A 24,422-nucleotide genomic window follows, 5' to 3' on the forward strand; every position below is an offset into this window, starting at 1 on the left:
AACTTTTGTGGGATACCACTTGTATTCTAGAAAAAACCTAACATTTTCTTGCTATACTGACAAAGCAGCAAACAAATGTAACCGCCACAGGGGATAGGAGTCAGTCAGCATGAATAGAGTCGTTGGATTGGGAGAATGGGTTTGTTCAGGCAACCAAGTAGAGACTATCACAACCTTCTCCCTGTCCACCTGCGTGGCGGTTACAGCTTACTGCCCGGTTAAGAAAGTAGCGGGCTTAATTCATATCGTGCTTCCGCAGCCGCTTTCCGCGAAGGACGAGGTCAAACGGCCGGGCCATTTTGCCACAACGGGCGTTCCATTACTTATTCGCAAGATGGTGGAGCAGTTTGGCTGCCGCAAGGACAACCTGATTATCCAGCTGTTCGGAGGCGCACAGCCGAAGAAGCGGGATTACTTCCGGATTGGAAGCCGCAACTTGGAGCAAGTGCAGCTCATGCTGCAGCGTATGAATATAGAGCCAATTAAGGCAGAAGTCGGCGGTCATGTAAGCCGTACGCTAATGATGAGTGTCAAGACAGGCGAGATTAAACTCTCAACGTTACCTCTCAGTTCGTAAGAAGAGTACACAATCACCGACATTACACCTAGAGGAAATTCACCATTGTTGTCGAATGATGACTGATAACCTATCAAGCAGGTGCGCAGACATGACGACTTGGACCGGTACGACCACAATTATAAGTACAATTGCAGCGGCTCTCTTATGGGGCCGCTTCTATTACGTTCGGATGCGCAGAGCAGGAGCGCAGCTCAAAGCGCTTCAGTTGGAATATGCGGCTTTGCTGCGAGAGCAGCAGGGGATTACGTTCAAAATTAAGAAGATTGACGGCCGGTATTGCTACACGATGGCTGACGGTCAACTGTTCTATAGGCTCGGGCTGACGCAAGCGGACATCGGCAAGACGATGGAGGATATCTTCCCGGAGAGTATGCACGCTTATATTAGAAGCATATATGACCGGGCATGGGCAGGCGAACAGTTTCAATATGAATCCGAGCTAAAAGGATATACCTATCTGAACAGTGTCATGCCTATTAAGAAAGATGGCCAAACGGTGGAAGTCATCATCGTTGGCAGCGACATTACCGAGCGGAAGAAAGCAGAGAAGGACATGCAAGAGAGCGAAGACCGCTATCGCCGCTTAGTGGATTTGTCTCCGGATGCGATTATGGTGATCGGGAACGGCAAGCTTGTACTGGCCAATCAGAAGGCCATACAATATCTGGGTGACGGCAGTCTCGAGAAGCTAATGGAGCGTCCGCTTGGGACGATCGTGCATCCGGATTATTTGACAAGGGCAAGCAAGCATGTCCAGCAAGTGCTCGAGAGAAGGGATGTCCTGCGGCCTTTCGAGAGCGTCTATTTGCGCTTGGATGGGCAGCCGTTTGATGTCGAAGTGACAGCATCCTGGATGCAATATAACGGCGAGTCTGCCGTTATGGTTATTTTCCGGGACATTACGCAGCGTAAGCTGGAGAAACAGCAATTGCAGGAATCGAATAAGCTGCTCTCTCAGCTGGCCCATGTCGACGGATTGACGGGCATCGCCAACCGCAGGTTTTTTGACGATATGTTCGATAAAGAATGGGAGCTGGCCGTTCATGGGGCGCTTCCGTTGTCGGTTATCCTTTGCGACATTGACTATTTTAAAGCGTATAATGATAGCTACGGGCATCAAGAAGGAGATACCTGCTTGCGGCAGGTGGCCGGTGTACTGAACCGTTTACCGCTGGCGAACGGCGGTGTGGTCGCGCGTTATGGCGGAGAGGAATTTATTATCCTGCTGCCGGAGACGAGCCTGGAAGATGCGGCGGCGATCGGCGGCATGCTGGGCGACAGCATGATGAAGCTGGCGATTCCGCACCGTGCTTCTCGCGTCAGCAGCTCGGTTACGATTAGTGTAGGCGTGGCAGCAATAACGCCGACAGCCTGGGCAGATAAAGAGGTGCTCGTTCGCCATGCGGACACGGCTCTCTATGAAGCGAAGCAGCAGGGGCGGAATCAAATGAAGATCTATGGCAGTGAATCTATGGTTAAAGAAGGTGTGTAGGTGGCGAAGCAGAAGTTTTATGTCGTTTGGGTAGGGAGAAAGCCGGGCGTATACAGCAATTGGAGTGAGTGCCAGGCTCAAACAAGCGGGTTTGACGATGCGAAATTCAAGTCCTATGAAACAAGGGCTGCGGCCGACGAAGCCTATCAAGGCGGCTGGAAGAAGCACTGGGGACAAGGCAGCGGAAGCGCCGGAAGCAGCTCCGGGCAGAGCTTTAAACGGAAGAGCGCCGCAGCGGAAGCGGGAAGCGAAGAGATCGATTACAACAGCATCTCCGTAGACGTAGGGACGAACGGCAATCCCGGACCCGTGGAATATAAAGGCGTGGATACGCAAACGGGCGAAGTGATCTTCGCCGTAGGCCCGATATCCAAAGGCACGAACAATCTCGGAGAGTTTCTCGCCATTGTGCATGGACTGGCTTATTTGAAGAAGCTTGGCAGCAATAAGACGGTATACAGCGATTCGATGAATGCACTCAAATGGGTGAGGCAGAAGGAAGTATCCTCTACGCTTGTCAGGGATGCGTCAACGGCAGAAATATGGGGCATGGTAGACCGGGCCATCAAGTGGCTGCAAACCAATACGTATTCGAATAAAGTGCTGAAGTGGCAGACGAAGCAGTGGGGCGAAATTAAAGCGGATTACGGGCGTAAATAAGCGTCCGTTCTACGCTGAATACAGGTAGATGAACGGAGTACGCATATGGCTTTTCAAGAGATTACCGAACAGGAATGGCTGGGAGAATCCAAAGCGGAGAAGGAGCGGGAAGCGATCTACTTCTTCACGCCGCTCTGCGGGACATGCAAGCTGGGGCTGCGCATGCTCGAAATCGCAGCAGCGGCCGGCAGCACAACGCCGATTCGGACGATGAATATCAATTTCACACCGACTCTGCGAGACGGATGGCGAATTACAAGCGTGCCTTGTCTAGTCCTTCTGGAGGGCGGAGAACCGGTCCGTTTCGAATACGCAATGAGGTCTGTCGATGACCTGTATCGACTGCTTAAATAACGTTCCTTTCTTTATAGAAAGGGACGTTTTTTTCATTTTTTTTTGAGAAAAAATAGAAATCTAACAGTTACTAAATAACTTTACTAACGACTGTGTGGTACATTAGTATCAGATTAGTCCGAAAGCACGATTTTTGGTGGAATTTGTCGAAAATACCGCTTTACTATCATACTAGAAGCTGATTGAGGAGGCGGGGTTTGTTGAAGGCGAATTTCAAGCCCTTTCTGTTTATATTACTATGCTCTACCTTGCTGGTCGCCGGAATCAGCTTCTTCTCTTACTCGCAGTCCAAGTCCATTCTGAAAGAGAAGATGACGCTCTCGACGCAGCAGATGGTGATGCAGTCTGTCGATAAATTGAACCTGATGTTACGGAGTTACGAGGACCTGACCTATAACTTTATTACGGACAACGTGATCTTAAGCAATTTGGCCGAGTACAGCAGCGACAGCAGCGACCAGTTGGACCGCTACACCGCTGCGAATGCCATCAAAACAACCATTGCGGTCCGTTTCTTCAGCAAAGGCGAAATTACGGCCGTTCACCTCTTGCCCCAGGATTCCAAACTGAAAGCCATTACGACGAATCCTCCTGATGTACCCAGCATCGATTACACACATACAGACTGGTATAAACAAGCTTTGGCCGGAGGCAGGACAGCATGGCATGAAACGAAGAGTGCGGGCTACATGTCCGGTTTGTCATCGTTTGCGATCAGCCGCAGTTTGACGCTGAGTTCCGGACAGCGATATCTGCTTATGGTCGAAATCAGTACTCATATACTGAACGATACGCTCTCCGAGAGACAGCTTGGCGACGGCGGCGAGATTGTACTGCTGGATGGCAGCAATCGTCTGCTAAGCCCGGCTCATGGTGCAACTGAAGGAGAGGTTTACTCGATTCCTTCTCTGAACCTGGCCAATATCGACAAAGATGCCTCCTTGTCGACGATCGATACCGCTACGGTCAAGGTGAACGGTGCCAAGCAGCTCATTGTCGCAGGCAAGCTGTCCGTCGCGTATTGGAAGGTAGAGGCGGTCATTCCGGTCTCGGAGCTGGTGAAGGATACAAGTAAAATTCGCAATACAACGCTCGCAAGCGTGATTACCATCGCGATCGTGACGTATTTGCTCAATTATTTGTACCAGCGCAGGCGAAGTGATGCCAGAATCCGCTACATGGCCTATCATGACCATTTGACGGACTTAGCGAATCGCAAGCTGTTTAACGAGCTCTTGGAGAAGGAGATCGGCGTTGCCAAGCAGCATGGGCAGCGTTTTGCCGTAATGTTTATCGATTTAGACCGGCTCAAGATTATTAACGATACGTTCGGACATGGTGCAGGCGATAAGCTGCTTGTCGATATTTCGGGCAAGCTGAAGCGGCAGCTCGATAAAGCCTTTACCATTGCGCGATTTGGCGGAGATGAGTTTCTGGTGCTGATGCCCCAAATCGGCGAGTATGACGAAGTGGAAGCGGTTATTTATGAAATCTCAGCGCTTATCCAGCAGCCTATCTATTATCAGGATAAAGAATTGTTCGTTTCCGCCAGCATCGGCGTTAGTATTTATCCGCTGCATGGCGAGGACGGACAGTCGCTCATCAAGAATGCGGATATGGCGATGTACAGCGTCAAGGAAAGCGGGCGCAGCAGCCACAGGTATTACGATGCGGCGATGGATAAGAAATCGTACGGCAACCTGTCGCTGGAGCGGGATTTGCGCAAGGCGCTGGAGCGGGAGCAGCTGCTGCTGATGTATCAGCCGCAATTTGAGCTCGCAACCGGGCGAATCGCCGGCGTCGAGGCGTTGGTCAGGTGGAGGCATCATGAGCATGGGCTCATTTCACCGGCTGAATTCATCCCGATTGCCGAGGATTCCCGCCTGATCATCCCGATCGGTGAATGGATTCTATATACAGCCTGCAAGCAGAATAAGGCATGGCAGGATGCCGGATTGCCCGCGGTACAGGTTTCCGTCAATTTATCCATTCATCAATTCCAGAGCAACGGCATTATTGAAACGGTATCGTGTGTTTTGAAGCGGACGGGGCTTGAGGCACAGTATCTGGAGCTTGAAATTACGGAATCCATTGCGATGCAGGATGTCGAGAAGGTCATTCTTACGCTGCAAGGGCTGTCCGAGCTGGGCGTCAAAATATCCATCGATGATTTTGGAACAGGCTACTCTTCACTCAGTTATTTGAAGAACTTCCCCATTCACCGACTCAAGGTGGACAAGTCCTTCTTGGACGACATGATCGAGAACCCGAAGGAACGCGCGATTGTCGGAGCCATTATCGTCATGTCGCACAGCTTGAATTTGAGCGTAACTGCCGAAGGCGTCGAGACGATGGAGCAAGTGAAGCTGCTTAGCGAATTGAATTGCGATGATGTTCAGGGATACATATTCAGCCGCCCTCTCTCGCCGGAAGATTGCGCGAGTCGTCTAGTCGAAAATGTCAGTTATGCAGGCAGGAGGCCATAGCTATGGGAGTACATCCTACTAGAAAGCTGCGTCCGTTTGTTTTCGCATTCATGATGTTGACCGTGGCCGCAGGCTGCAGCGTCAAGAACAATTCGAATTCGAAAGATGCCGTTCTCCTGATCGAGCCGGTGCAAGCGAATACGCCATCGGAGAAGGTAACCCTTAAGATGATGGAGAGTTTGACGAACCCGCAGCGAACGGGCATTCTGAAAGAACAACTTGCGGCGTTCGAGGCGGAGAATCCGCTGATTCATGTGGAACTGATCTCGCCGCCATTCGACCAAGCGGACGAGACGATTCGAACGATGCTCGCTGCCAAACAAGATCTGGACGTGATCGAGGTACGGGATGTTAACATTGCAGATTATGTGAGTAAACAGTATATCGATCCCTTGGATACGTACGCGGCGAATTGGAAGGATTTCTCGACCGTGGCGGATATTCCGCTGAATGTGGGCAGCGTGGAGGGACAGATGTATTTTCTGGCCAATGGCTTGTATGAACGGCAGCTCTACTACCGCAAGGATTGGTTCGACAGTCGGGAGCTGACGCCGCCGACAACGTGGCAGGAGCTGTATGAGACGGCCGTGAAGCTAACCGATCGCAGCAAGAACCGTTACGGATTCTCCTTCCGCGGCGCGAAGGGAGCCAATTCCATCTTTGATACGATGATCCGGACGTACAACGGCGATCAGATGGATCAGGATGACGGCGCCTTCCGCAAGGACGGCGCGAGTGCGTATTCGTCGCCGGAAGCGGAGCAAGCATTATCGTTGTTTGCCTTGCTCTATAAGAATGCCTCGCCGGAGGAATCCTTGTATTTTGGTTTTGAAGAGCAGGTTAATGCATTCACCTCGGGTCAGACGGCGATGCTGCTTCAAGATTCGGATGTCATCCAGACGCTTCAGGCCAAGATGGCGCCGGGCACTTGGGCTACGGCCCCGATGCCCGCAGGTCCGAGCGGGAAAGCATTAATTACAGTCGGAGCGGCAGGCTGGGGAATTCCCGCACAATCGCTGCACAAGGAAGAAGCGTGGAAGCTGATTGCATATCTGTCGAGCCCGGAGCGAAACATCTCCTTCGGCAAACGGTACGGATTGGTGCCGATTCATACGACTGCCGCTGTTGATCCTTTTTTTATGACCGGTCCTTATCAGCCTTTAATCGAAATGACCAATGATCCCGATACATATATGTACTATCGGCTGCCGATCCAGTACCCAAGCTACTTGGAATGGGAGAAACGATCCACCAAAGCGGAACAGCGGATGCTCCTCGGGGAAGCAACGGTGAAGGAAACACTGAAGGCGTGGGACGCCTTTTGGAAAGAACAGAAGGCACTCATGCATCGTTAATAACAGCAGGTCTGCCATTGGGTGGACTTGCTTTTTTTTACAAAAAAACGTTGACAGTTTGTCCCAAGCGGGAGTAGCATAGGTGCCATGTTACAACAGTAAACCGTTTTCATTCTAACGTAGGGAGTGTACAGCGACTTGTATAACTTTAATGGTTTGGATTTGGGAATTGGAAACTTAGCAAGACTGTCGAATGCCGTAACAAGATCGATCAGCCCGGAAAACTTTACGGGTGAGCCGGGTAAGGGCGGCATGGCCGCTGAAGGTACAGGTGCAAACTGCGCACGTGACTTGGGTGTAGGCTGGAAAGTGTCTCCATCGGTGGAGATCGCGGCAGGAGAAACGTTAACGATGGGCGAAATTGCCGGACCCGGCGCGATTCAACATATTTGGCTGACCTGCCATCCAGGTTCATGGCGCAACTTGATCTTCCGCATTTATTGGGACAATGAAGAAACACCTTCCGTGGAAGTGCCTGTCGGCGATTTCTTCTGCAATGGCTGGCAAGAGCGCTGCAACGTGAATTCGTTCCCTGTTGCGGTTAATCCGGCCGGCGGCATGAACAGCTACTGGCAAATGCCTTTCCGCGGATCGGCACGGCTCACGATGGAGAACACGTCGAAATCGGACAAAGCTGTCCTATACTATCAAATCGACTACACCCTTACGGAAGTGCCGGAGGATATGGCGTATTTCCATGCGCAATGGAGAAGAAGCAATCCGGTCGCTTACAAGGATGTTCATACCCTAATTGACGGCGTTAAAGGTAAAGGCCATTATGTAGGCACTTACCTCGCTTGGCAAGTCAACAACACCGGCTGGTGGGGCGAAGGCGAAATCAAGTTCTTCATGGACGGGGACAGCGAGTACCCGACGATCTGCGGAACCGGTACGGAAGATTATTTCGGCGGCGCTTGGAACTGGGAGCATCCGCAGGGCCAATATGGCGTGTACTCCACGCCGTTCCTCGGGATGCACCAAGTCATTAAGCCGGATGGTCTGTATCGCAGCCAACAGCGTTTCGGAATGTACCGCTGGCATGTGCAGGATCCAATTCGCTTCGAATCCGAGCTGCGCGTGACGATTCAAGATCTGGGCTGGCGATCCGGCGGCCGCTACCTGCCTCAGCAAAGCGATATCGCTTCGACGACCTTCTGGTATCAAGCGGAACCGCATGCGCCGTTCCCGACTTTGCCGGGTAATGATGAGCGGGAAGTTATCTAATTGATGCGTAGCTTAGGTTGAAGCCGGCTCAAGATGAGTCGGCTTCTTTTCTGTGCTATGATAATGACAACCTAAACATTGGAAAAGCAGGTGGTACCCCTATGCCTTCGCGTAAGTTCGCCGGGTTATGGAAATGGATCGCACTAACAGCTGTCTATGCGGTCTTGATGGCTGTATATGTCTGGTTTACATCGCCGAATAATGTACCGGCTGCCTATGTCGGAACCGCTGGCGATCCGGCGACATTCTTCAGCGCGGAACAATTGAAAGACAGCGCAGTGTTAAACGCGATGCGCAATTGGATTTTCTTCATCAGCGGACCATGGGAATGGCTCATTTATTTGTTTCTGCTCTTCGGCGGTCTTGCTCGGTATTGGCGGGATGCACTGGAGCGCCGCGGGCTGCCGCTTATTGTGCGTTTTCCGCTCTTCGTGCTGCTTGTTGACGCGGCTTCGTTTCTGCTTTATTTGCCGCTTCGCGTGCTGGGCTACAGCTTGTCGAAGTCGTACGGCATTACGACGCAGCCCGTGCCGGGGTGGATCCGGGATAAGCTGGTTGCTTTCGGCGTCGGCTATGCGACGCTGCTTGCCGTCTCTGCGGTTGCGTTCTGGATTCTCTCCCGCAAGGGCAGATGGTGGCTGAAGCTGTGGCTGATCTCGGTGCCGTTCACGGTGTTTATGATGTACGTGCAGCCGGTCGTCATTGATCCGCTGTACAACCATTTTACCGAGCTGTCTGATCCGCAGCTGGAGAAACGGATACTGGAGCTCGCTGCCAAAGCAGATATCCCGGCTGATCGCGTATATGAGGCGGATATGTCCACCAAGACAAACGCGATAAACGCGTATGTGACCGGAATCGGCTCCTCGCTGCGGATCGTACTCTGGGACACGACGCTCAAGCAGCTGACCGAGCAGGAGATTCTGCTCATTATGGCGCATGAGATGGGCCACTATGTGATGCACCACTTGGAGTGGAGCGCGCTCGGTGCCGTCGGTTCGTCGCTTGTGGTTATCGTAGTGGGCGGCTGGGTATATACATGGAGCATTCGCCGTTACGGGGAGCGTTTCGGCATTCGCAGCCGCTCCGATATGACGGCATTGCCGCTCTTGCTGCTGATTATCGCGGTGTTGTCCTTCGCTTCGCTGCCGATTAGCAATTTCGTGTCGCGGGGGGCGGAATCCGCAGCCGATGCGTATGCGATGGATTTGCTCGGCAGCGCGGACGGATCGGTCTCGATGCAGCAGAAGACCGCGGTTATTACGCTGAGCGATATTAACCCGCCGCTGCTGGTGCACTGGTTCCGGGATACGCATCCGAGCGACCTGGAGCGGATTGCCGCGGCTATGAAATTCGAACGCGAGCATAAAGGGGAAGGCACGCATGAGTAATCCTCCTGTTGCAAAAGGAGAGATCTCGCTTTATTTGCTTAGCGGTCTGGCGACTGCGCCGCAATTCATGGAGAGCTTTCGCGCGGCGCTGCATGCTATACTGACTCGAGAAGGCTACGAGGTAGGTGCTTCACAGCTGCTCTTCCCGTATGGGGATTGGAGCCGTAACGTTATTCCCCAGCTCTGGGAGATCGGGCGTGATATGCGGCTTAGCCCTCGGAGGGCTTCGCGCTCTATCGGCGGGAGGCGAGTCGTCGCCGACATTCAGGCCGGCCGACTTCGCCGCGGGCAGCATGGTGGCCGGACGATTCTGATCGGCCACAGCGGCGGCGGCGTTGCCGCCGTGCAAGCGGCGAAGCTTCTGCTTGAGCAGGAGGGCGGTGCGCCGAGCCCGGTTGTGATGATTGGCTCGCCGAGATGCCGCATTGCCGAAGAGCTGCGGCAGTCGGTGCTGTTTGTTCACGCCACCGCGGAGTCGGAGTCGGCCAGCGATCGAGCGGTGGATACGATCAGCCGGCTGGGCTCCTTCGGCGGTTGGGCTCGCGGGCAGCGCGGCTTCCTGCCGGTATGGCAGCCGGGTAAGCATGGGCCGGCCGGAGCATGCGGCGTTCCGATTATCGGTAAACATGCGGATTACTTTCGAGAGCACGCCCCGTATACGAATCGGATGGGCTTGTCGAACCAGTGGCTGACGCTTCAGGCGGTATGGGGCTGGCTTAGCGGAATGATCTAGAACAAAGTCTTGCTGTTCTTTGGTAATTTTGCTATTTTGCATAATAGACAAACTAATTATGGTGATACAACGACTGGGAGGAACTGGGGATCATGCTTATTGGAGCGGTGGAAGCCGGCGGCACGAAATTTGTTTGCGGGATCGGTAATGAGAAAGGCGAAATTCTGGATCGGGTAAGCTTCCCGACCGAACAGCCGGAGAAGACGCTGGCGAACGTAATCGCGTATTTCCGCGAGAAAGAAGTAGAAGCAATCGGGATCGGCTCGTTCGGCCCGATTAACATTGATCCGGCCAGCCCGTTATACGGCTATGTGACGACAACGCCGAAGCCGGGCTGGGGCAACTATCCGTTCCTGCCGGAGCTGCGCAAAGTGTTCGACGTTCCGTTTGGCTGGGATACCGATGTAAACGCAGCTGCACTGGGTGAAGCCACTTGGGGCGCGGCTGCGGGACTGGACAGCTGCCTTTATTACACGATCGGTACCGGCGTCGGTGTCGGCGTCTATGCGGAAGGCAAGCTCGTGCACGGTTTGGTTCATCCGGAAGGCGGACATGTGCTCACGCGTCGTCATCCGGCGGATACGTACGAAGGCTTCTGCCCGTATCATGGCGATTGCTTGGAAGGGATGGCCGCGGGTCCCGCGCTTGAGGGCCGATGGAAAGTGAAGGGCAGCGAGCTTGCGCCGGAGCACCCGGCTTGGGCGATGGAGGCTTTCTATATCGGACAGGCCGTGTCGAGCGCGGTCCTGCTCATGTCGCCGAAGCGCGTTATTCTGGGCGGCGGCGTTATGCACCAGGAGCATCTCTTCCCGCTGATCCGAGAAGAGGTACGCAAGAACCTGAACGGTTACGTCAGCGCGGAAGCCTTACTTGGCGGCATCGACGAGTACATCGTGCCACCGGGCCTTGGCGACAATGCCGGCTTGAGCGGCGCGTTGGCGCTTGGCCTGCGTGCGCTGGGCGCGAAATAAAATAAAGCTGCTCCAAAAGTGGTTTAGACGACTTTTGGAGCAGCTTTTGTTTTGTGTGGAAGAGTGACGCCTCTTAGCACAAGTGGCTTCTAGTGGAAATGCTGCATGAAATGCAACATTTCGCTTCTCCCAAGGATAAAAACGACCAAATGTTGCACGAATAGCAACATCTCAGTGCAGATTGGCGCGCAGGAGGCTGTATGAGGCGAAAATGTTGTAAAAAACGCAGCATTTCCTCCACGGGACCCACTTATCCCAAGAAATGTTGCACAAAAGGCAGTATTTTATATAGCTGCCGCTTGGCCAACTTGAGCGTGGGATGGGCTTGCGGCGTGCAGCTTGCTTAGGGCTCATGGCTGCTGCTCGGTCAGCGAGCGCACATAGCGCAGCGCGGTGCCGGAGAGCTCTTCCCACTGATCGGCGTGGTCCGGCGGGACCTGAATCCAGCCCTTCATCGCTTTGCCGGGGGACGGCTCGAATGCTGCTCATAGTGCGGCATACTCGTTCCTCCTACTCCTCGCGGACAAGCGGTTTCCCGCTGAAATTGCGGACTTCAATCGTAAGCTGAGGCGGTGCCGTGATGCGATAACGAAGCTCGCCGTCCTCGATGCGCCATTCCAGTTCAACAAGCCCTTCCGGCGTCGGCAGCTTTCCGCTGCACCATTGCAGCGACGTGTCCGTGAAGGCGACCGACAGCTTGTTCTGCTTCAGATCGAGCGACTCGATGCCAAGCGCATCGCGGTACAGACTGCGTACGACATGGGAGGCGAAGCCGTGGTTGCAGCTGGCCGTCGTCCGGTTATGCTCCCAGAGCGTCCCGGTTTGCTCCGCCATGCGGCCGAAGAACGCCTTAATCTCCTCCAGCAGCTGTGTGGTGGCACCTAGCTGCGATAACAGCTCCATGCGCAAATAATAACCGATAAACGCATTGGCAGGATGAATCTCGCTGATATCCGCGATTGTCGGCTCATCCGCGCCGCGGCTCGGGCTGAAATCGTGAACAAGACTCGCGTACCACTCGCGCTGTTCTTCAGGATCCGCGATCCCGAAAAAGGCTGCGTAGTATTGGCACACTTCGGTGCGGTTGTCGGTCATTTCGATTTCGCCGTCCGCATTCTCAATCGCTTGGTCAATGAAGAACTCCCCGTCGAACGAGAATTCTCGGATGACTTGTTTGAGTGCAGCGCCTTGCGCGAGATAGTCCGAGTTCGTATATAATCTTCCTGCCGCTTCTAAAGCCCCGGCATAGAGCATGTTGGAAGGGAAATTAATGCCGCTGACAAAGCTGTTTGCCTTCGACCATTCGATGAACACCCAGCTCTCCAAGTTCTCCAGCAGCCCAAACTCATTATGGAAGCCTTCAAAATAACGCAGCAGCGCATCCACTCTCGGCTGCAGCGAACGGATTAGCGATTCATCTCCGCCGCGGAAGCGGTATTCCTCCAGCTGGATAATGAACCACAGCGCCCAGTTCGGAATGAACTCGCCGCTGTTATGGTCCGCGGGATAGCACATGGGCAGCATGCCCTCCGGAAGATGAGCGAAGTGCTCCGGCAGCGCGAAATTTTCAAGGAAGTTGTGCTCAATGACGGACTGTCCGGTCAAATCGGCTTCCACGCGAGCGGTGAAGAAGCTGTCGCACAACCAGCCCGCACGTTCACGCGAAGGGCAGTCCATGAAGAGATCAACGGCATTCTGGCGGAACGACTCGCGCGCGGCTTCAAAGATCTTACCCAGCGCCTCATCGGAGCTGCCGAACGCAGCACGATCCGCATCCGGATTCGCGTATTCCCGCAAGGAGCAGCCGGAGAGAAGGCAGTCACCTTCAAGAACGATGATTTTCATATATTTCAGCGTATACGGTTCAATCGATTCAAACGCATAAGCGCCGGGCTCGCAAGTCAGATAGATGACATTCGAGCATTCCAGCCGCAGATGGTCGACATCCCCCTCCGTGAGAATCTCATCGAATGTAATCGCAATGCGCGAGGCACGCGCACAAGAGAATTGAATGCCGATAAACCCGGATAGATTGCGGTCAAAAGCAAAAATCGCTGTTTCGTGTGCGCCAAACGCAAGCGGTTTTCCTTCATACGCCTCTGCTGCGATTTCGCTCCGCATGCTCGTCACCAACTCGCCCAGCTCATCGGTAGGCAGGAGCGCAAGCTCGCCAAGCTCGAAACCTTTGAACAACGGGCCAATTCCGGTCAACGCGCGGTCCCGCCAAGGGGTACCGGCATTTGAGCGTTTCGCAACCGTTCCGGAGGCAGCAATTGCAGCCGGAGCTTTGACCGCAAAGTCCGAATAACTTACCCGCCGCGGCAGAAGCCGTTTCTCTTCCACGGCACTCCAAGCCGATGGGGAAGCGGGGAGCGATTGTGCATTCGTGCGCCACTCATGAACATGCGCATTCAACCGATACGCTTCGATAAAAGCACGCTGGAAGCTGTACCGCTGCACCTTCTGCACGCGTTCCGGAAGCACGAACACGTCGAAGCCTCGCGCCGGATCGCCTGTTGCTGCTGCGACAACGCCATCAATCTCAACTTCTGCCTGGACAAAAGAAGGCTGGTCAAGCGTATAGAAACTGTTCACATTGTAGCCGGCTGCTTCAATGACGACGATGTTCGTGCCTTCCCGCACAACATGCGATGAGAGCTCCCATTCATCGACGCGGTAATAGCCATGCGGTCCTGCCGCCGGGCCATGCCCGCAGAAATGTCCATTCACATAAACGCGATATCGGCAGGAAGCCGTCACTCTCACAATCCGGCGTTCAGCCCCGGGAGCAGTCCCTTGAAACGAAGCTCTGAAGCCGCCGGCAATATTCATTTCTTTCTCTAGCCCTTCGGGCCAAATGGGCCGTGCATATTGAAACATAACGTTTCCTACCTCCGGGAATGGTTTATATTCTGGTTCGCGCCGCCACAGCTGGACCTAATGATGAGTTCCGAGGGGATGACGATGTTCTGAGCGCTGCGTTCTTTCTTGCGGGTGAGCAATTTATAGAGAAGCCTTGCGCCTTCCTTGCCGATCTCGTACAGGTCTGTCGTCACCGATGAAATGCCATATTTCTCGGCGAGCTCGGAATTCTCGAAGCTGATGAGCGCCAGATCATCGGGGATGGAGAGCCCGTGCGCCTTGGCATACTCGCATACCCCGACGGCTTGAGTGTCCCGACCGGATACGATGGCAGTCGGCGGCTCCTTCAAGCTTAGAAAAGCATCCGTGGCGCGGTAGCCGCTTCCTTCATGCTCGTCACCGATAAACAGGTACTCGTCGCGGTACCGAATTCCGGCCTCTTCGAGTGCATCGCGATAGCCTTCCAGCCGATCCTCGCATACGAGATACTCGAGGGGACCCGGGCTGATGAAGGCGATTCGCGTATGCCCGAGCGCTAGCATATGCTGCACGTTGCGAAAGGCGATATCGTAATTATCGACGTCGACGGAGTTGACCTGGTTCTTCAGTCCATTGCTGCCAATGATGACGACGGGAAAACGATGCTCGAGCAGCTCCTCAATAACCGAGGAGTCGTGGCTGGGCAGGCAGATGAGCAGCCCGTCCATGGCACGCTCGCGCATCAGCTTGATGAGCTTCGGTGTCTTGGCTTTATGGCCGAGATTATCCCACGAGATAAGCAGATTGTAATCCTTCTGATCCAGGATCTCGCCGATGCCTTGCAGCAGATGGGTAAACACGCTGTTGCCCGCAAAGGAGAAGAAGCCGGAAGCAGGCTGAGGGGTAAATAAGCAAATATTGTTCGTCCTGCGCGTGACAAGGCCGCGGGCGGCCGAGTTCGGCTGATAGTTCAGCCGTTTGATGACCTCGAAGATGCGTTCCTTCGTTTCGGGTGCGACAGGGGCGGTCCCGTTAAAGGCGAAAGAAACGGTGGAAATCGATACGCCGGCTTCTCGCGCAATATCTTTGATCGTGACGCTGCGGTCTGATTTTTTCATCGCTCGCACCCTCTAAAAACGTTTTATAGGGGTAACGTAGCACACCGATCTGAGAGCGTCAATATATGGAATTTGTTATAAACGTCGCCCATTTCTCGCAGTGGCATAGCTAGCGATAGTTGCAGAGGGCAAGCGCTGTCCTCCCCCACTCCCAACCGCCTAAGTTCGCTCTTCGCAACTTCAATAGTCCGCTCTAACGAATCATAGAGGTCTTATTTCAACCCAATGAGCGAGTTTGAAAATCTAACGAATCCTACAAGCCTTATTTCGTGTTAAGAAGCCTTTTTCGCTCTATTTTCCCGAAATAAGACCCCCACGATTCGTTAGAATTAGAAAAAGGCTATTTTCGGGCAAATAAGGCCGCTGCGATTCGTTAGAGTGAGCGGCCTATTAGCTGCATCGAATCATAAGTCGGCTTTTGGCGTATGGTGGGAGGGTTGGCTGGCGCGAGACGCTCAATTAAAACGTTTTACACCTCGCAAGCGCGACATGATTTCATAATTGCCAGGGTATACTCAGTACTGCATACTGGTAAAGAGTACCTTGGGAGGAGGAGATGGAGTTGAACCGAATCGCGCAAACCGTTCCATATGGCTATGAGCCGCCTAAAGAGCAGCTAAAAGGAACCATGATCGTGTACGATTCCTTCCAGCGCATGTCGAACGAGAGTCTTGCTTTTATGGTGGAAACGGCGGTGAAGCTTCGTTTTGCCAAGCTGGTGCTGTATCCCCTGCATGAAGAGACCATCAGGCGAATGACGAAGGAAACGGTACTTCCTTATTACAAAAGATTGGATCGGCTGCATGATTGGAAGCGGGAGCTTGAAGCCGGGCATGAAGCCGGCGGCAACGGAAACGGAATCGGCGGGCTAACGATAATCGTAGAGGGGCTGGAAGGCAAGCGGAAGAAATATACGCCGATCGAGGCGGCGCTGCGTCATCTGGCAGAGTCCTACCCATCGCCCTACTTCTTGTATGTCACGCCGGAGACGGCAAATTTGTTCGCCTCTTACTCTTCTTTCGAGGAATGGATCGTCAAATTAAGATTGCTGCTGGCCTCCAAACCTTCCCAAGCGCTGCATCCCAAGCTGGAGCAGTATCGCCATCGCTGGAACGTCGCAGGCGAATAACAACATGCAAACTAGCCCCGGCACTTGATAAAGTGATCGAGGGCTTTTTTTCGATTTAGCCGGGGTTCGGTTGCAGGTGGGGCTGATTGTTAGAGGATTAGGCAGCTTTCGAAGGGGAAAGGGGCTTGTCCGCATTGCGGTCCGCGATGACGCGAAGCTCTTGAAGCAAGACGTTCAGTTCGTTGCGCAGATCGCTCAGTTCTTTGCTGCAGCGGGCTTGAAGCTTGTTCAGCTCGCGCTCCGACAGCTGATTTTGTTTCACTTGGTAGATCAGTTTGTTGGTCATCGTATCGCTTTCGCTCAACCTTGTAGTATAGATGATGCCGGCATTCAAAGACGTGGACATGGTGCAGCTCCTTTGTGGCTTATTTGAGCCCAGTATAGCAACGAATGATTAGAGGAAGATGTGAGAATTGTAAAAGCAGTGTTAGATTTTGGTCCAATGTCCTGCAACCGGCCGCGTCGATCGCTCGTCAGAGGAAGAAGAGATATAGAATTGGCAATGTTGGGTAATCAAGCCTATGAGGTGATGTCGATGAAAAGAGGAAAAAGATTGGCGATGCTGGCGATGGCGGTGCTGCTGGGGACATCTTTATTGATGCCGGCTCGCTACAACGCTTCTGCACAGGCGGCTGCGCCGGAACCGGAAGCTTCGGCAGCCTGCAGAACCGATGATCACGGACTGGATTTACAGACGATGACGGATACGGACGCTCCGCATATCCAGGCGATTCAGTTCTTAGGCGCCACTACCGGACGTGCTGCCGGGAACGGCTTCATGATCGGCACATCGGACGGCGGCTGCCACTGGCAAGCGATCTATAACACGGGCAAGCTGAGCTTCAGCCAGATGGAGTTCTTGACCAACTCGGTCGGCTATGTGCTGGCGAAGACAAGCGCTACGAAGCAGAATACGCTGCTGAAAACGACAAACGGCGGTTCCGGCTATACGTGGGTGCCGACAGGGCAGTATGGTTTTGAACGGATTGATTTTCTGAATGAGCAAGTGGGTTATGGATTTACGCGCGCGTTCACGTTCAAGACTGCGAATGGCGGCAGGACATGGACGAAGGTGACGACACCTCCGAACTCCCGCTATGTGCATTTCATAACGGAGGATAAAGGCTGGGTCATTACCGTGCTGGCTGCCGGCGGGTATGAGGTGAAACGGACGACTGACGGCGGTCGCCACTGGACCGATTCGCTCAAGGTAAAAGCGGCCGTTAACTATGGCGGAGCCATCTATGGCACGGACAGCTCGGATATCTGGGTGATGCTGTATGGCGATTCCGGGATGTCGCAGACGTCCTACTCGCTGTTTCATACCACGGATGCAGGCGCTCACTGGAAACAAGTGATTTCGCATCCTACTGCGGGAGGCGGACCGGCGCCCGGAGCGGTAGCCCCTGCGGGCACGCTTAACGGACCGGCGGGAAGGCCGACGGATATGGCGGTAATCGGGCGCAATGCGGCATTCCTGGTAGCCGGAAGCGGAGCGCTGGATACGCTGCAATTCGGCCGATCGCTCGATGACCGGACATGGAGCAATTTGCCGATAGCCGTGCCCGGGTATGAAGCGAAGCTCTCGTTCATCTCCCCGTCAACCGGTTACCTGGCGGTAACGAGCCTTTCGAAGTCCGGCGTTTACCGGACGACCGATGGCGGGAAGACATGGTTGAAACGATTTTCGCTGCCGGAGCCCCGTTAGATGATGGTATAATGGTGGTAAAAAAAGGCGGTGAACGAGCGCGATGATTCACCACGAGGGCGTTCATCACGTTAGCTTGATCGTAACAGACATCGAGCGGGCGAAGGCGTTTTATCGGGATGTGATCGGTTTGCGGGAGATCCAGCGGCCGGCGTTCGATTTTGAAGGGGCTTGGTATGCCGTTGGCAGCGGCGGTCAGCAGCTGCATCTGCTCGTGCATGAAGGCGAGACGAAGCGCACCGGCGGTATTGATACGCGAGATGGCCATTTTGCCATTCGCGTGGCCGACTTCGACGAAACGATCCGGTGGCTGGACCAATGCGGCATTCCGCATCGTCACAACCGCAACAGCATCACGGGTTTCTCTCAGATCTTCCTGCTCGACCCCGATCATAATGTGATTGAGCTCAATGCCGCACGGCATGATTCTTAAGTAGACAAAAGACCGATTCCGAACGCGTAACCATGTCGTAACGTTACGCGGGAGAGTCGGTCTTTTTTGTGCTGCGGTTCTATCCTTCGATCATGAGCAGCTCCTGAATTTCCTCGGCGGTGAGGGCAGAGAGCGCTTCTTGACCGGGCTGGATCACTTCGTCGATCAGGTTCTTCTTGCGCTGCTGCAGCTCGTACATTTTGTCCTCGACGGTGCCTTCGGAGACGAGTCGAATGACTTGGACGACCTTCTTCTGACCGATGCGATGCGCGCGGTCGGCGGCTTGCTGCTCAACAGCGGGGTTCCACCAGAGGTCGTAGAGAATGACCGTGTCTGCCCCCGTGAGGTTAAGCCCCGTTCCGCCGGCTTTGAGCGAGATGAGGAACAAATCCCGCTCGCCGTCGTTGAAGCGGCTGCTCAGCTCGGCGCGTTCCGATGACGGTGTGCTGCCATCCAAGTAGAAATGAGGGATTTCGCGACGGTGCAATTCGTGCTTGATGATCTTCAGCATCTCCACGAACTGCGAGAATACGAGCAGGCGCTTGCCTGCCTCCCGGCATTCGTCGATGAGCTCCAGCAGCTGCTCAAGCTTGGCCGAACTGCCCGAGTAGTCCTCGATGAACAAGGCGGGGTGACAGCATAACTGGCGCAGCCGGGTGAGACCGGCCAAGATGCGGATCCGATTCTTATGCAGCGTATCCTTGTTCAGATGCTTCAGCGTCTCCTCGCGAAGCTTGGCGAGATAAGCCGCATACAGCTTCTTCTGTTCCGGCAGCAGCTTCGACACCTGCGTGGACTCGATTTTCTCCGGCAGCTCCTTCAGAACGTCGGTTTTCACGCGGCGCAGCAAGAACGGACGCGAGCGCTTCGCGACGACCTCGCGCGGCAGGTCGCCGAAAGCGCGCCTTGCCGGGAAGAGCTCGGGGCATACGGCATCGAAAATCGACCATAGATCCTCCAGTCGATTCTCGACCGGCGTCCCCGTTAGCGCAAAGCGATTGCGCGCTTGAAGCAGCTTGACGCTTTGCGCTGTCTGCGTCGTGTAATTCTTGAATGCTTGCGCCTCGTCGAGTATCAGCGTGTGGAAGGACATGCCCGCATAAGCTTCGATATCCCGGCGCAGCAGCGGATAGGACGTAATCAAGACATCAAGGGTCGAACTCCTTCGAAGAATGGCATCCCGTTCTTGTTTCGTGCCATCCACAATCGCGGCGCGAAGGCTTGGCGCGAATTTGCGCAGCTCATTGCGCCAATTGTAGGTGATGGAAGCGGGAGCGACGATCAGTGCAGGCAGCCGTTCTTCGCGAATATCCGGCAGGAAGGATTGCAGGAATGCGATAGCCTGTACGGTCTTGCCAAGCCCCATATCGTCAGCGAGAATACCGCCGAAACCATACTGGGCCAAGGTCCGCATCCACTGATAGCCATAGCTTTGATAGTCGCGAAGCACGCCGGACATCCCATCCGGCAGCCCGAAATCCAGGTTATCGGGATTTCGCAGGTTCTCGAGCAGCTGTCGGAGCGGTTTATCGATCTTCACCGAGCTGCCTTGTCTCGGCGTATCCATCAGATGCAGACCGCGGAAGAGCGGGATGGAAATGCCGGAATCGCGCAGATCCTTCAGCGTAAAACGGGCTTCGTTAATCATGCGAATGATTTCCTGCATGGCCTCCGTCTCAAGCGGCATTAGAGCGCCGGTCGCCAAGCGGTGATATTTTCGCTTCTCCTCGATCGATTTGAGCAACTTGCGAATTTCGGCCTCGGGTATGCCCTCGATATCGAATTTGAAATCCAGCCAATTCGTCCGTTCGTTGAACTGGACTTTCACGATCGGCGGCACGCTTCCCGTATGGATGCGCGTCCGCACCGCCGAGGTGGCATGTACCGTCAGCAGCTTCTCGAGCTGCGGCACGACATGATAGAGGAAGTGATATTCGCTGTCTTCATCGCCTAAGAAGAAGCCTGCTTCTGTCTTGGCGAAGGACGCTTCTTCCATCAGCGTGAGGATTTGGCGCTCCTGCTCGCCATCGCGCACGAGAATCGGCCCGTTCGTGCGGACCTCGCTCTCCGACTCCAGCGGATTGATGATCAGGTCGCCATAGTGAAATTCCAGCGCGGCCAATAGTCGGTCCCGGACGCGGTCGAGGAACAGCTTGGCCTTAAGCGGCCGATGAGTGATGCGGCGCGACACTTCCTCCGCGATATGGACCGTGCCCAGCTTCAGCAGCTCCGGCACGACGCGCTCCATGAAGGGCTCGATTAGTTCCGGCAAAATCGGGATATACGGCAAGGAGGACCGTTCTTGCAGCTGCTGCAGCTCCGCCAGTCGGCGGCAAGCCGCGGGCGGCAGCTCGATCAGTCTGCCTTCGGCGAGAACAAGACCATAAGCTTCGATGACGACCAGTTGGTCCAAGCCTCGTGCATGAATGTGGTAGCTTCCTCGCTCGCGATCTTGTTCTCCTCGTTCGTTAAGCTGCTGAAGATCGAAAGTCAGTGGAGGAAGCCGTTCCTCGGATATAGCAAGGGTTGGATAAACGGTATTGCCTTGTTCAAGTAACGCCGAAGGCGCGCTGAGCAACGTAGCGAGAAGAGACTTCCAAGCACCGGGCGGAATCGGAAGCATGCGCTGCCCGCTGAGCGGAGCCGCATGCATGGCATAGACGCTCGATGTTTCTTGGTATAAGCGTTCCTGCTGCAGCACCGCGATCAACTGCCGGATCACCTCGAAGTCTTCCGGCAGGAAGCTGTGCAGCTGCGGATCATAGAGGAACGATTTGGCTATCGCAATAGGCTCGCCGAGTTCGATGTGGCGGAGGAACTCTCGAACTTGCTGTACAATTACCGGCCGCTTCGTTCCAACCTTGAGCTCGATGCCGAGCAGCAGCTTGCCGCCGCTGTACGCGAACGGCTTGCAGACGAAGGTTACGGCAAGCGGCTCGCGGGCATCGAACCTTGTTTGGGCACCGCGAAACGACTTTCTCGTGTTGGCCGGCGCGAACATGGAGAGCAGCTCGCGGGCAAGCTCGCCCTCGGACTCCGCTGTTACGGCGAGGGAGGCAGAATCGGAAGCAGGGCTGCTGCCCGCTTGTCCGGTTTGTCCGCCCGTCGGAGCGCGGCCGCTCTGTTGCGCATCGTACAAGAGCAATAGGACGGCCGCGACATGGGAGCAATACTTGTCGTAGGAAGATAAGGAAGGGCAGGTGCATTTGGCGGCAACATCGCCATCGTCATCGAAACGGATGCTCACCTCGAACGTTTCCTGCAGCTTCACCGTCGCCTCGCATCGCGCTGCGTCCGGATCATAATAGGTAACCGCTACTTTCCGGCTGCGGAAAGCGGATTCCCCTTTCTTATAAGAAAGCTGCCCGCACATGGATAAGATGGCGGACTGCGTCAGATGGTAGCTCATGTGCGGTATTCCTTTCTACTATGCTTTATTGGAAGGTCTGCTGGTGAAGCTCTATCAGCATCATAACCGTTTTGATCGCGGCAGCACCAGTTTATTGCAATAAAAAAGAGCTGAATCCCGGATGCTCGCTGCCGGCCGGATCTCAGCTCTTCTTTCTTAACGATTCGTTTTACGATTCGTCCTGCAATTGTTCAAGCGCCCATTCCGCCCAGCTCAGATCAGACTGGATGGAGAACCGTCCTCGCTGCATGAGCAGCCGCATGCCCCGTGACGGAGCGGGTTCTTTGGTGGAATAGATTTCAATTTTGCGGTCCAGCCAGTGCAGCCTGTCGCGGCAGTAATTGACGCGCAGCTCAAGCTGGCGCTTAATGTCAGCCGGGTTGCCTTGATCCATGGCGAAGATTTTGAGCGTCAGCTCATCGCGTGTCACCGGTTCGTTCGCAGGTACGGACAGCCAAGCGCGAAGCGCGTCCCGGCCCGTATCGGTAATCGAGTACACTTTCTTATCCGGCTTGTCCGTTTGGGTGACGAGCACGTGCCGAACGTAGCCGTCGTTCTCCATTTGGGAAAGGAGCGGGTAGATTTGGCTGTGCTTGGCCGGCCAACAGGACTGGATCTTCAGCATCAGATCATACCCTGAATCCGGTGAAAAAGAGAGAAAACTAAGAAGTCCATACGCAAGGGTGTTCATAGGCAGTCCCTTTCCATACGTAAGTTTTGACATATTACTGGGAGTGGTATATGATTGTCATTGGTTTTGATTATATGTAAATACCGACATATACGCAACCGGTGCCGGGAGAGGTGCCTGTTCGAGACGATGCTCCGGTATTGAGGGGGAAATGAAGTTGACTGATCAGGAGCAGCAGGACAAAGTGAAGTTTTGGCCGATTATGACGGCGATCTTTGTCGGCTCTTTTTTGTGTGTTTTGGCATCCAGTACGATTAATATTGCGCTGCCGATTTTGCAGGACCATTTTCATACAACGCTAAGCTCCATTCAATGGACGCTGACCGGCTTTATGCTGGCGATGGGCACGCTTGCCCCGATCGTCGGTTATTTGGGAGAAAAATTCAGCTATAAGCGGCTTTATTTATTCGCTCTTATCGGATTCGTAGTGGCATCCGTGCTGTGTGCCGCATCGTGGGATGAATATTCGCTTATCGCTTTCCGGGTTATGCAGGGCGCGTTCAGCGGGTTGATTTTGCCGGCATCGATGGCGATTATCTATCAAGTGGTTCCGCGCGAGAAACAGGCGATGGCGATTGCGCTGTGGTCGCTTGCTGCGATGATGGCTCCGGCAATCGGACCGACATTCAGCGGCTGGCTGCTGGAGAACTTTGCGTGGCAGTGGCTGTTCTTGATGAACATTCCGATCGGCTTGATTTCGATCGTGCTGGTGTTTGCCTTTATTCCTTACTATCGTCTCAGCGTGCCGAAGAGCTTCGATGGCATCGGGTTTGTTACCGTCCTTGTCAGCAGTTCCTCGTTGCTGCTCGCGCTTGGTCAAGGTCACAACTGGGGCTGGGATTCGGGCCGGATTATTTCGCTTCTCGTCGTAGGCGGCATTACGCTCGTGCTGTTTATTTGGCGGGAGCTTACGACCGATACGCCGCTGCTTGATCTGCGCGTATTTAAGAATGGACGTTATTCGCTGAACTTAATTATTACAATCGTGCTGACGATCAGCTTGTACTCCGGTACGTTCCTGACGCCGATCTTCCTGCAGCGCATTCAGCATGTATCCGCGATGGATACAGGGCTGATCCTGCTTCCGGCTTCGCTGGCGATGGCGCTTATTATGCCCGTTGTCGGCAAATTGTATGGTAAAATCGGACCGCGCTGGCTGATGGCGATCGGAATTCCGCTGCTTGCGCTCGGTACGCTGACGCTGAGCTGGCTCAGCATCGACGTGTCTCACGCCTACATCCTCTGGTGGATGACGGTTCGCAACCTGGGTATCGCCATGGTTATGATGCCTGCGAGCAACGCGGCGATGGAGCAAATCCCGCGCCATCTGGTGGGGCACGCGTCGTCGATCTCCAATTGGACGCGTAACGTATTCGGTTCCTTCGCGATTGCGATCTTCACCACGCTGCTTGCATCGCGTTCCGTTCAGCACGGTACCGATCTGGCGATGGCCGGCGATACGAACGAGCTTCACATTGCCAACATGGCGTTCACGATGAGTGTCAACGACGTGTATCTGTTGGCCACATTGATTGCTGCCGTTGCGTTCCCGCTTGCGCTGTTCGTCGGCAAAGCGAAGCAGCCGAAGGTTGCCGTCGTGGAAGTACAACAATCGGCGTAAAAGGTTGAATATGAGCCTCCCCATTGTCTGATGAGACGATGGGGAGGTTTTTTGCGCGTGTGGGGACGTGAGGCTCTGCTCTGGTGCTGCAGGTTTGGTGGATGCTCGATGCCTGCGGACCTGATGGATTTCGATGCTGTAGGGCGGGTCGGTGCGGGTGCTCTAACGAATCTCAGAGGTCTTACTTTGGGCGAAATATGGCGTTTCCGGATTCTAACGAATCCAG

Annotated in this window: 19 protein-coding genes; 14 read left to right on the top strand and 5 right to left on the bottom strand. The window is 54.4% G+C overall.

What is annotated here, in order from left to right:
* Positions 1–109 precede the first annotated feature (109 nt).
* The 10 genes from I8J30_RS21940 (at position 110) to I8J30_RS21985 (ending at position 11,246) form a co-directional block, all read left to right on the top strand.
* The gene (locus I8J30_RS21940; protein ID WP_210661736.1) at positions 110–577 is read left to right on the top strand and encodes a chemotaxis protein CheD; all 468 of its coding nucleotides are present in this window, start codon (positions 110–112) and stop codon (positions 575–577) included.
* 91 nt (positions 578–668) lie between these two features.
* Positions 669–2,072: a GGDEF domain-containing protein gene (locus I8J30_RS21945; RefSeq protein WP_210661738.1), complete on the top strand. Its 1,404-nt coding sequence runs from the start codon at positions 669–671 to the stop codon at positions 2,070–2,072.
* Positions 2,073–2,732, top strand: coding sequence for a ribonuclease H (rnhA, locus tag I8J30_RS21950; protein ID WP_210661740.1), 660 nt, complete (start codon positions 2,073–2,075; stop codon positions 2,730–2,732).
* A gap of 45 nt (positions 2,733–2,777) precedes the next feature.
* A complete protein-coding gene (locus tag I8J30_RS21955) occupies positions 2,778–3,086 on the top strand; it encodes a thioredoxin family protein (protein WP_210661742.1) in 309 nt (102 codons plus the stop codon).
* A gap of 200 nt (positions 3,087–3,286) precedes the next feature.
* Positions 3,287–5,572 (top strand): bifunctional diguanylate cyclase/phosphodiesterase, encoded by a 2,286-nt coding sequence (locus I8J30_RS21960; protein WP_210661743.1) that lies wholly within the window; start codon positions 3,287–3,289, stop codon positions 5,570–5,572.
* A gap of 2 nt (positions 5,573–5,574) precedes the next feature.
* The gene (locus I8J30_RS21965; protein ID WP_210661745.1) at positions 5,575–6,927 is read left to right on the top strand and encodes an ABC transporter substrate-binding protein; all 1,353 of its coding nucleotides are present in this window, start codon (positions 5,575–5,577) and stop codon (positions 6,925–6,927) included.
* 138 nt (positions 6,928–7,065) lie between these two features.
* Positions 7,066–8,151: a glycoside hydrolase family 172 protein gene (locus tag I8J30_RS21970; RefSeq protein WP_210661747.1), complete on the top strand. Its 1,086-nt coding sequence runs from the start codon at positions 7,066–7,068 to the stop codon at positions 8,149–8,151.
* Between the two features lie 101 nt (positions 8,152–8,252).
* The gene (locus I8J30_RS21975) at positions 8,253–9,542 is read left to right on the top strand and encodes a M48 family metallopeptidase (RefSeq protein WP_210661749.1); all 1,290 of its coding nucleotides are present in this window, start codon (positions 8,253–8,255) and stop codon (positions 9,540–9,542) included.
* Complete coding sequence (locus I8J30_RS21980; RefSeq protein WP_210661751.1) at positions 9,535–10,275, top strand: alpha/beta hydrolase family protein; 741 nt, start codon at positions 9,535–9,537, stop codon at positions 10,273–10,275. Before I8J30_RS21975 ends, I8J30_RS21980 begins: the two co-directional genes overlap by 8 nt.
* A 92-nt stretch (positions 10,276–10,367) precedes the next feature.
* On the top strand, positions 10,368–11,246 hold the full coding sequence (locus I8J30_RS21985; protein ID WP_210661753.1) for an ROK family protein: 879 nt from the start codon (positions 10,368–10,370) through the stop codon (positions 11,244–11,246).
* Positions 11,247–11,756: 510 nt separating this feature from the next.
* On the opposite strand, the gene I8J30_RS21990 is transcribed toward I8J30_RS21985, so the two are convergent.
* Both I8J30_RS21990 and I8J30_RS21995 read right to left on the bottom strand, forming a co-directional pair.
* The gene (locus I8J30_RS21990; RefSeq protein ID WP_210661755.1) at positions 11,757–14,126 is read right to left on the bottom strand and encodes an alpha-L-rhamnosidase-related protein; all 2,370 of its coding nucleotides are present in this window, start codon (positions 14,124–14,126) and stop codon (positions 11,757–11,759) included.
* 8 nt (positions 14,127–14,134) lie between these two features.
* Positions 14,135–15,205, bottom strand: a complete 1,071-nt coding sequence (locus tag I8J30_RS21995) for a LacI family DNA-binding transcriptional regulator (protein WP_210661757.1) — start codon at positions 15,203–15,205, stop codon at positions 14,135–14,137.
* Positions 15,206–15,767: 562 nt separating this feature from the next.
* Here I8J30_RS21995 and I8J30_RS22000 point away from each other — a divergent pair.
* Complete coding sequence (locus I8J30_RS22000; RefSeq protein ID WP_210661898.1) at positions 15,768–16,334, top strand: hypothetical protein; 567 nt, start codon at positions 15,768–15,770, stop codon at positions 16,332–16,334.
* A 97-nt stretch (positions 16,335–16,431) separates the two neighbouring features.
* Here the strand turns inward: I8J30_RS22000 and I8J30_RS22005 are convergent, their stop codons facing one another.
* Complete coding sequence (locus I8J30_RS22005) at positions 16,432–16,680, bottom strand: hypothetical protein (protein WP_210661759.1); 249 nt, start codon at positions 16,678–16,680, stop codon at positions 16,432–16,434.
* 189 nt (positions 16,681–16,869) lie between these two features.
* Here I8J30_RS22005 and I8J30_RS22010 point away from each other — a divergent pair, with 189 nt between their 5' ends.
* Both I8J30_RS22010 and I8J30_RS22015 read left to right on the top strand, forming a co-directional pair.
* A complete protein-coding gene (locus tag I8J30_RS22010; RefSeq protein ID WP_210661761.1) occupies positions 16,870–18,042 on the top strand; it encodes a WD40/YVTN/BNR-like repeat-containing protein in 1,173 nt (390 codons plus the stop codon).
* A gap of 43 nt (positions 18,043–18,085) precedes the next feature.
* Positions 18,086–18,475: a VOC family protein gene (locus I8J30_RS22015; protein WP_210661763.1), complete on the top strand. Its 390-nt coding sequence runs from the start codon at positions 18,086–18,088 to the stop codon at positions 18,473–18,475.
* Between the two features lie 79 nt (positions 18,476–18,554).
* On the opposite strand, the gene I8J30_RS22020 is transcribed toward I8J30_RS22015, so the two are convergent.
* Entirely contained in the window at positions 18,555–21,884 is a 3,330-nt protein-coding gene (locus tag I8J30_RS22020) for a DEAD/DEAH box helicase (RefSeq protein WP_210661764.1), read from the bottom strand.
* Between the two features lie 169 nt (positions 21,885–22,053).
* On the bottom strand, positions 22,054–22,608 hold the full coding sequence (locus I8J30_RS22025) for a PadR family transcriptional regulator (protein ID WP_338044916.1): 555 nt from the start codon (positions 22,606–22,608) through the stop codon (positions 22,054–22,056).
* A 124-nt stretch (positions 22,609–22,732) separates the two neighbouring features.
* On the opposite strand from I8J30_RS22025, the gene I8J30_RS22030 reads away from it, so the two are divergent.
* Positions 22,733–24,196 (top strand): DHA2 family efflux MFS transporter permease subunit, encoded by a 1,464-nt coding sequence (locus I8J30_RS22030; RefSeq protein ID WP_240548276.1) that lies wholly within the window; start codon positions 22,733–22,735, stop codon positions 24,194–24,196.
* Positions 24,197–24,422: the final 226 nt, after the last annotated feature.

The sequence above is a fragment of the Paenibacillus lignilyticus genome (assembly GCF_017942085.1).
GTDB classification, from domain to species: Bacteria; Bacillota; Bacilli; order Paenibacillales; family Paenibacillaceae; genus Paenibacillus_Z; species Paenibacillus_Z lignilyticus.

Coding starts and splice junctions, on each gene's coding strand:
- I8J30_RS21940 (WP_210661736.1), top strand. CDS start 110: ATGAATAGAGTCGTTGGATTGGGAGAATGGGTTTGTTCAGGCAACCAA.
- I8J30_RS21945 (WP_210661738.1), top strand. CDS start 669: ATGACGACTTGGACCGGTACGACCACAATTATAAGTACAATTGCAGCG.
- I8J30_RS21955 (WP_210661742.1), top strand. CDS start 2,778: ATGGCTTTTCAAGAGATTACCGAACAGGAATGGCTGGGAGAATCCAAA.
- I8J30_RS21965 (WP_210661745.1), top strand. CDS start 5,575: ATGGGAGTACATCCTACTAGAAAGCTGCGTCCGTTTGTTTTCGCATTC.
- I8J30_RS21975 (WP_210661749.1), top strand. CDS start 8,253: ATGCCTTCGCGTAAGTTCGCCGGGTTATGGAAATGGATCGCACTAACA.
- I8J30_RS21980 (WP_210661751.1), top strand. CDS start 9,535: ATGAGTAATCCTCCTGTTGCAAAAGGAGAGATCTCGCTTTATTTGCTT.
- I8J30_RS21985 (WP_210661753.1), top strand. CDS start 10,368: ATGCTTATTGGAGCGGTGGAAGCCGGCGGCACGAAATTTGTTTGCGGG.
- I8J30_RS21990 (WP_210661755.1), bottom strand. CDS start 14,126: ATGTTTCAATATGCACGGCCCATTTGGCCCGAAGGGCTAGAGAAAGAA.
- I8J30_RS21995 (WP_210661757.1), bottom strand. CDS start 15,205: ATGAAAAAATCAGACCGCAGCGTCACGATCAAAGATATTGCGCGAGAA.
- I8J30_RS22005 (WP_210661759.1), bottom strand. CDS start 16,680: ATGTCCACGTCTTTGAATGCCGGCATCATCTATACTACAAGGTTGAGC.
- I8J30_RS22010 (WP_210661761.1), top strand. CDS start 16,870: ATGAAAAGAGGAAAAAGATTGGCGATGCTGGCGATGGCGGTGCTGCTG.
- I8J30_RS22015 (WP_210661763.1), top strand. CDS start 18,086: ATGATTCACCACGAGGGCGTTCATCACGTTAGCTTGATCGTAACAGAC.
- I8J30_RS22020 (WP_210661764.1), bottom strand. CDS start 21,884: ATGAGCTACCATCTGACGCAGTCCGCCATCTTATCCATGTGCGGGCAG.
- I8J30_RS22025 (WP_338044916.1), bottom strand. CDS start 22,608: ATGTCAAAACTTACGTATGGAAAGGGACTGCCTATGAACACCCTTGCG.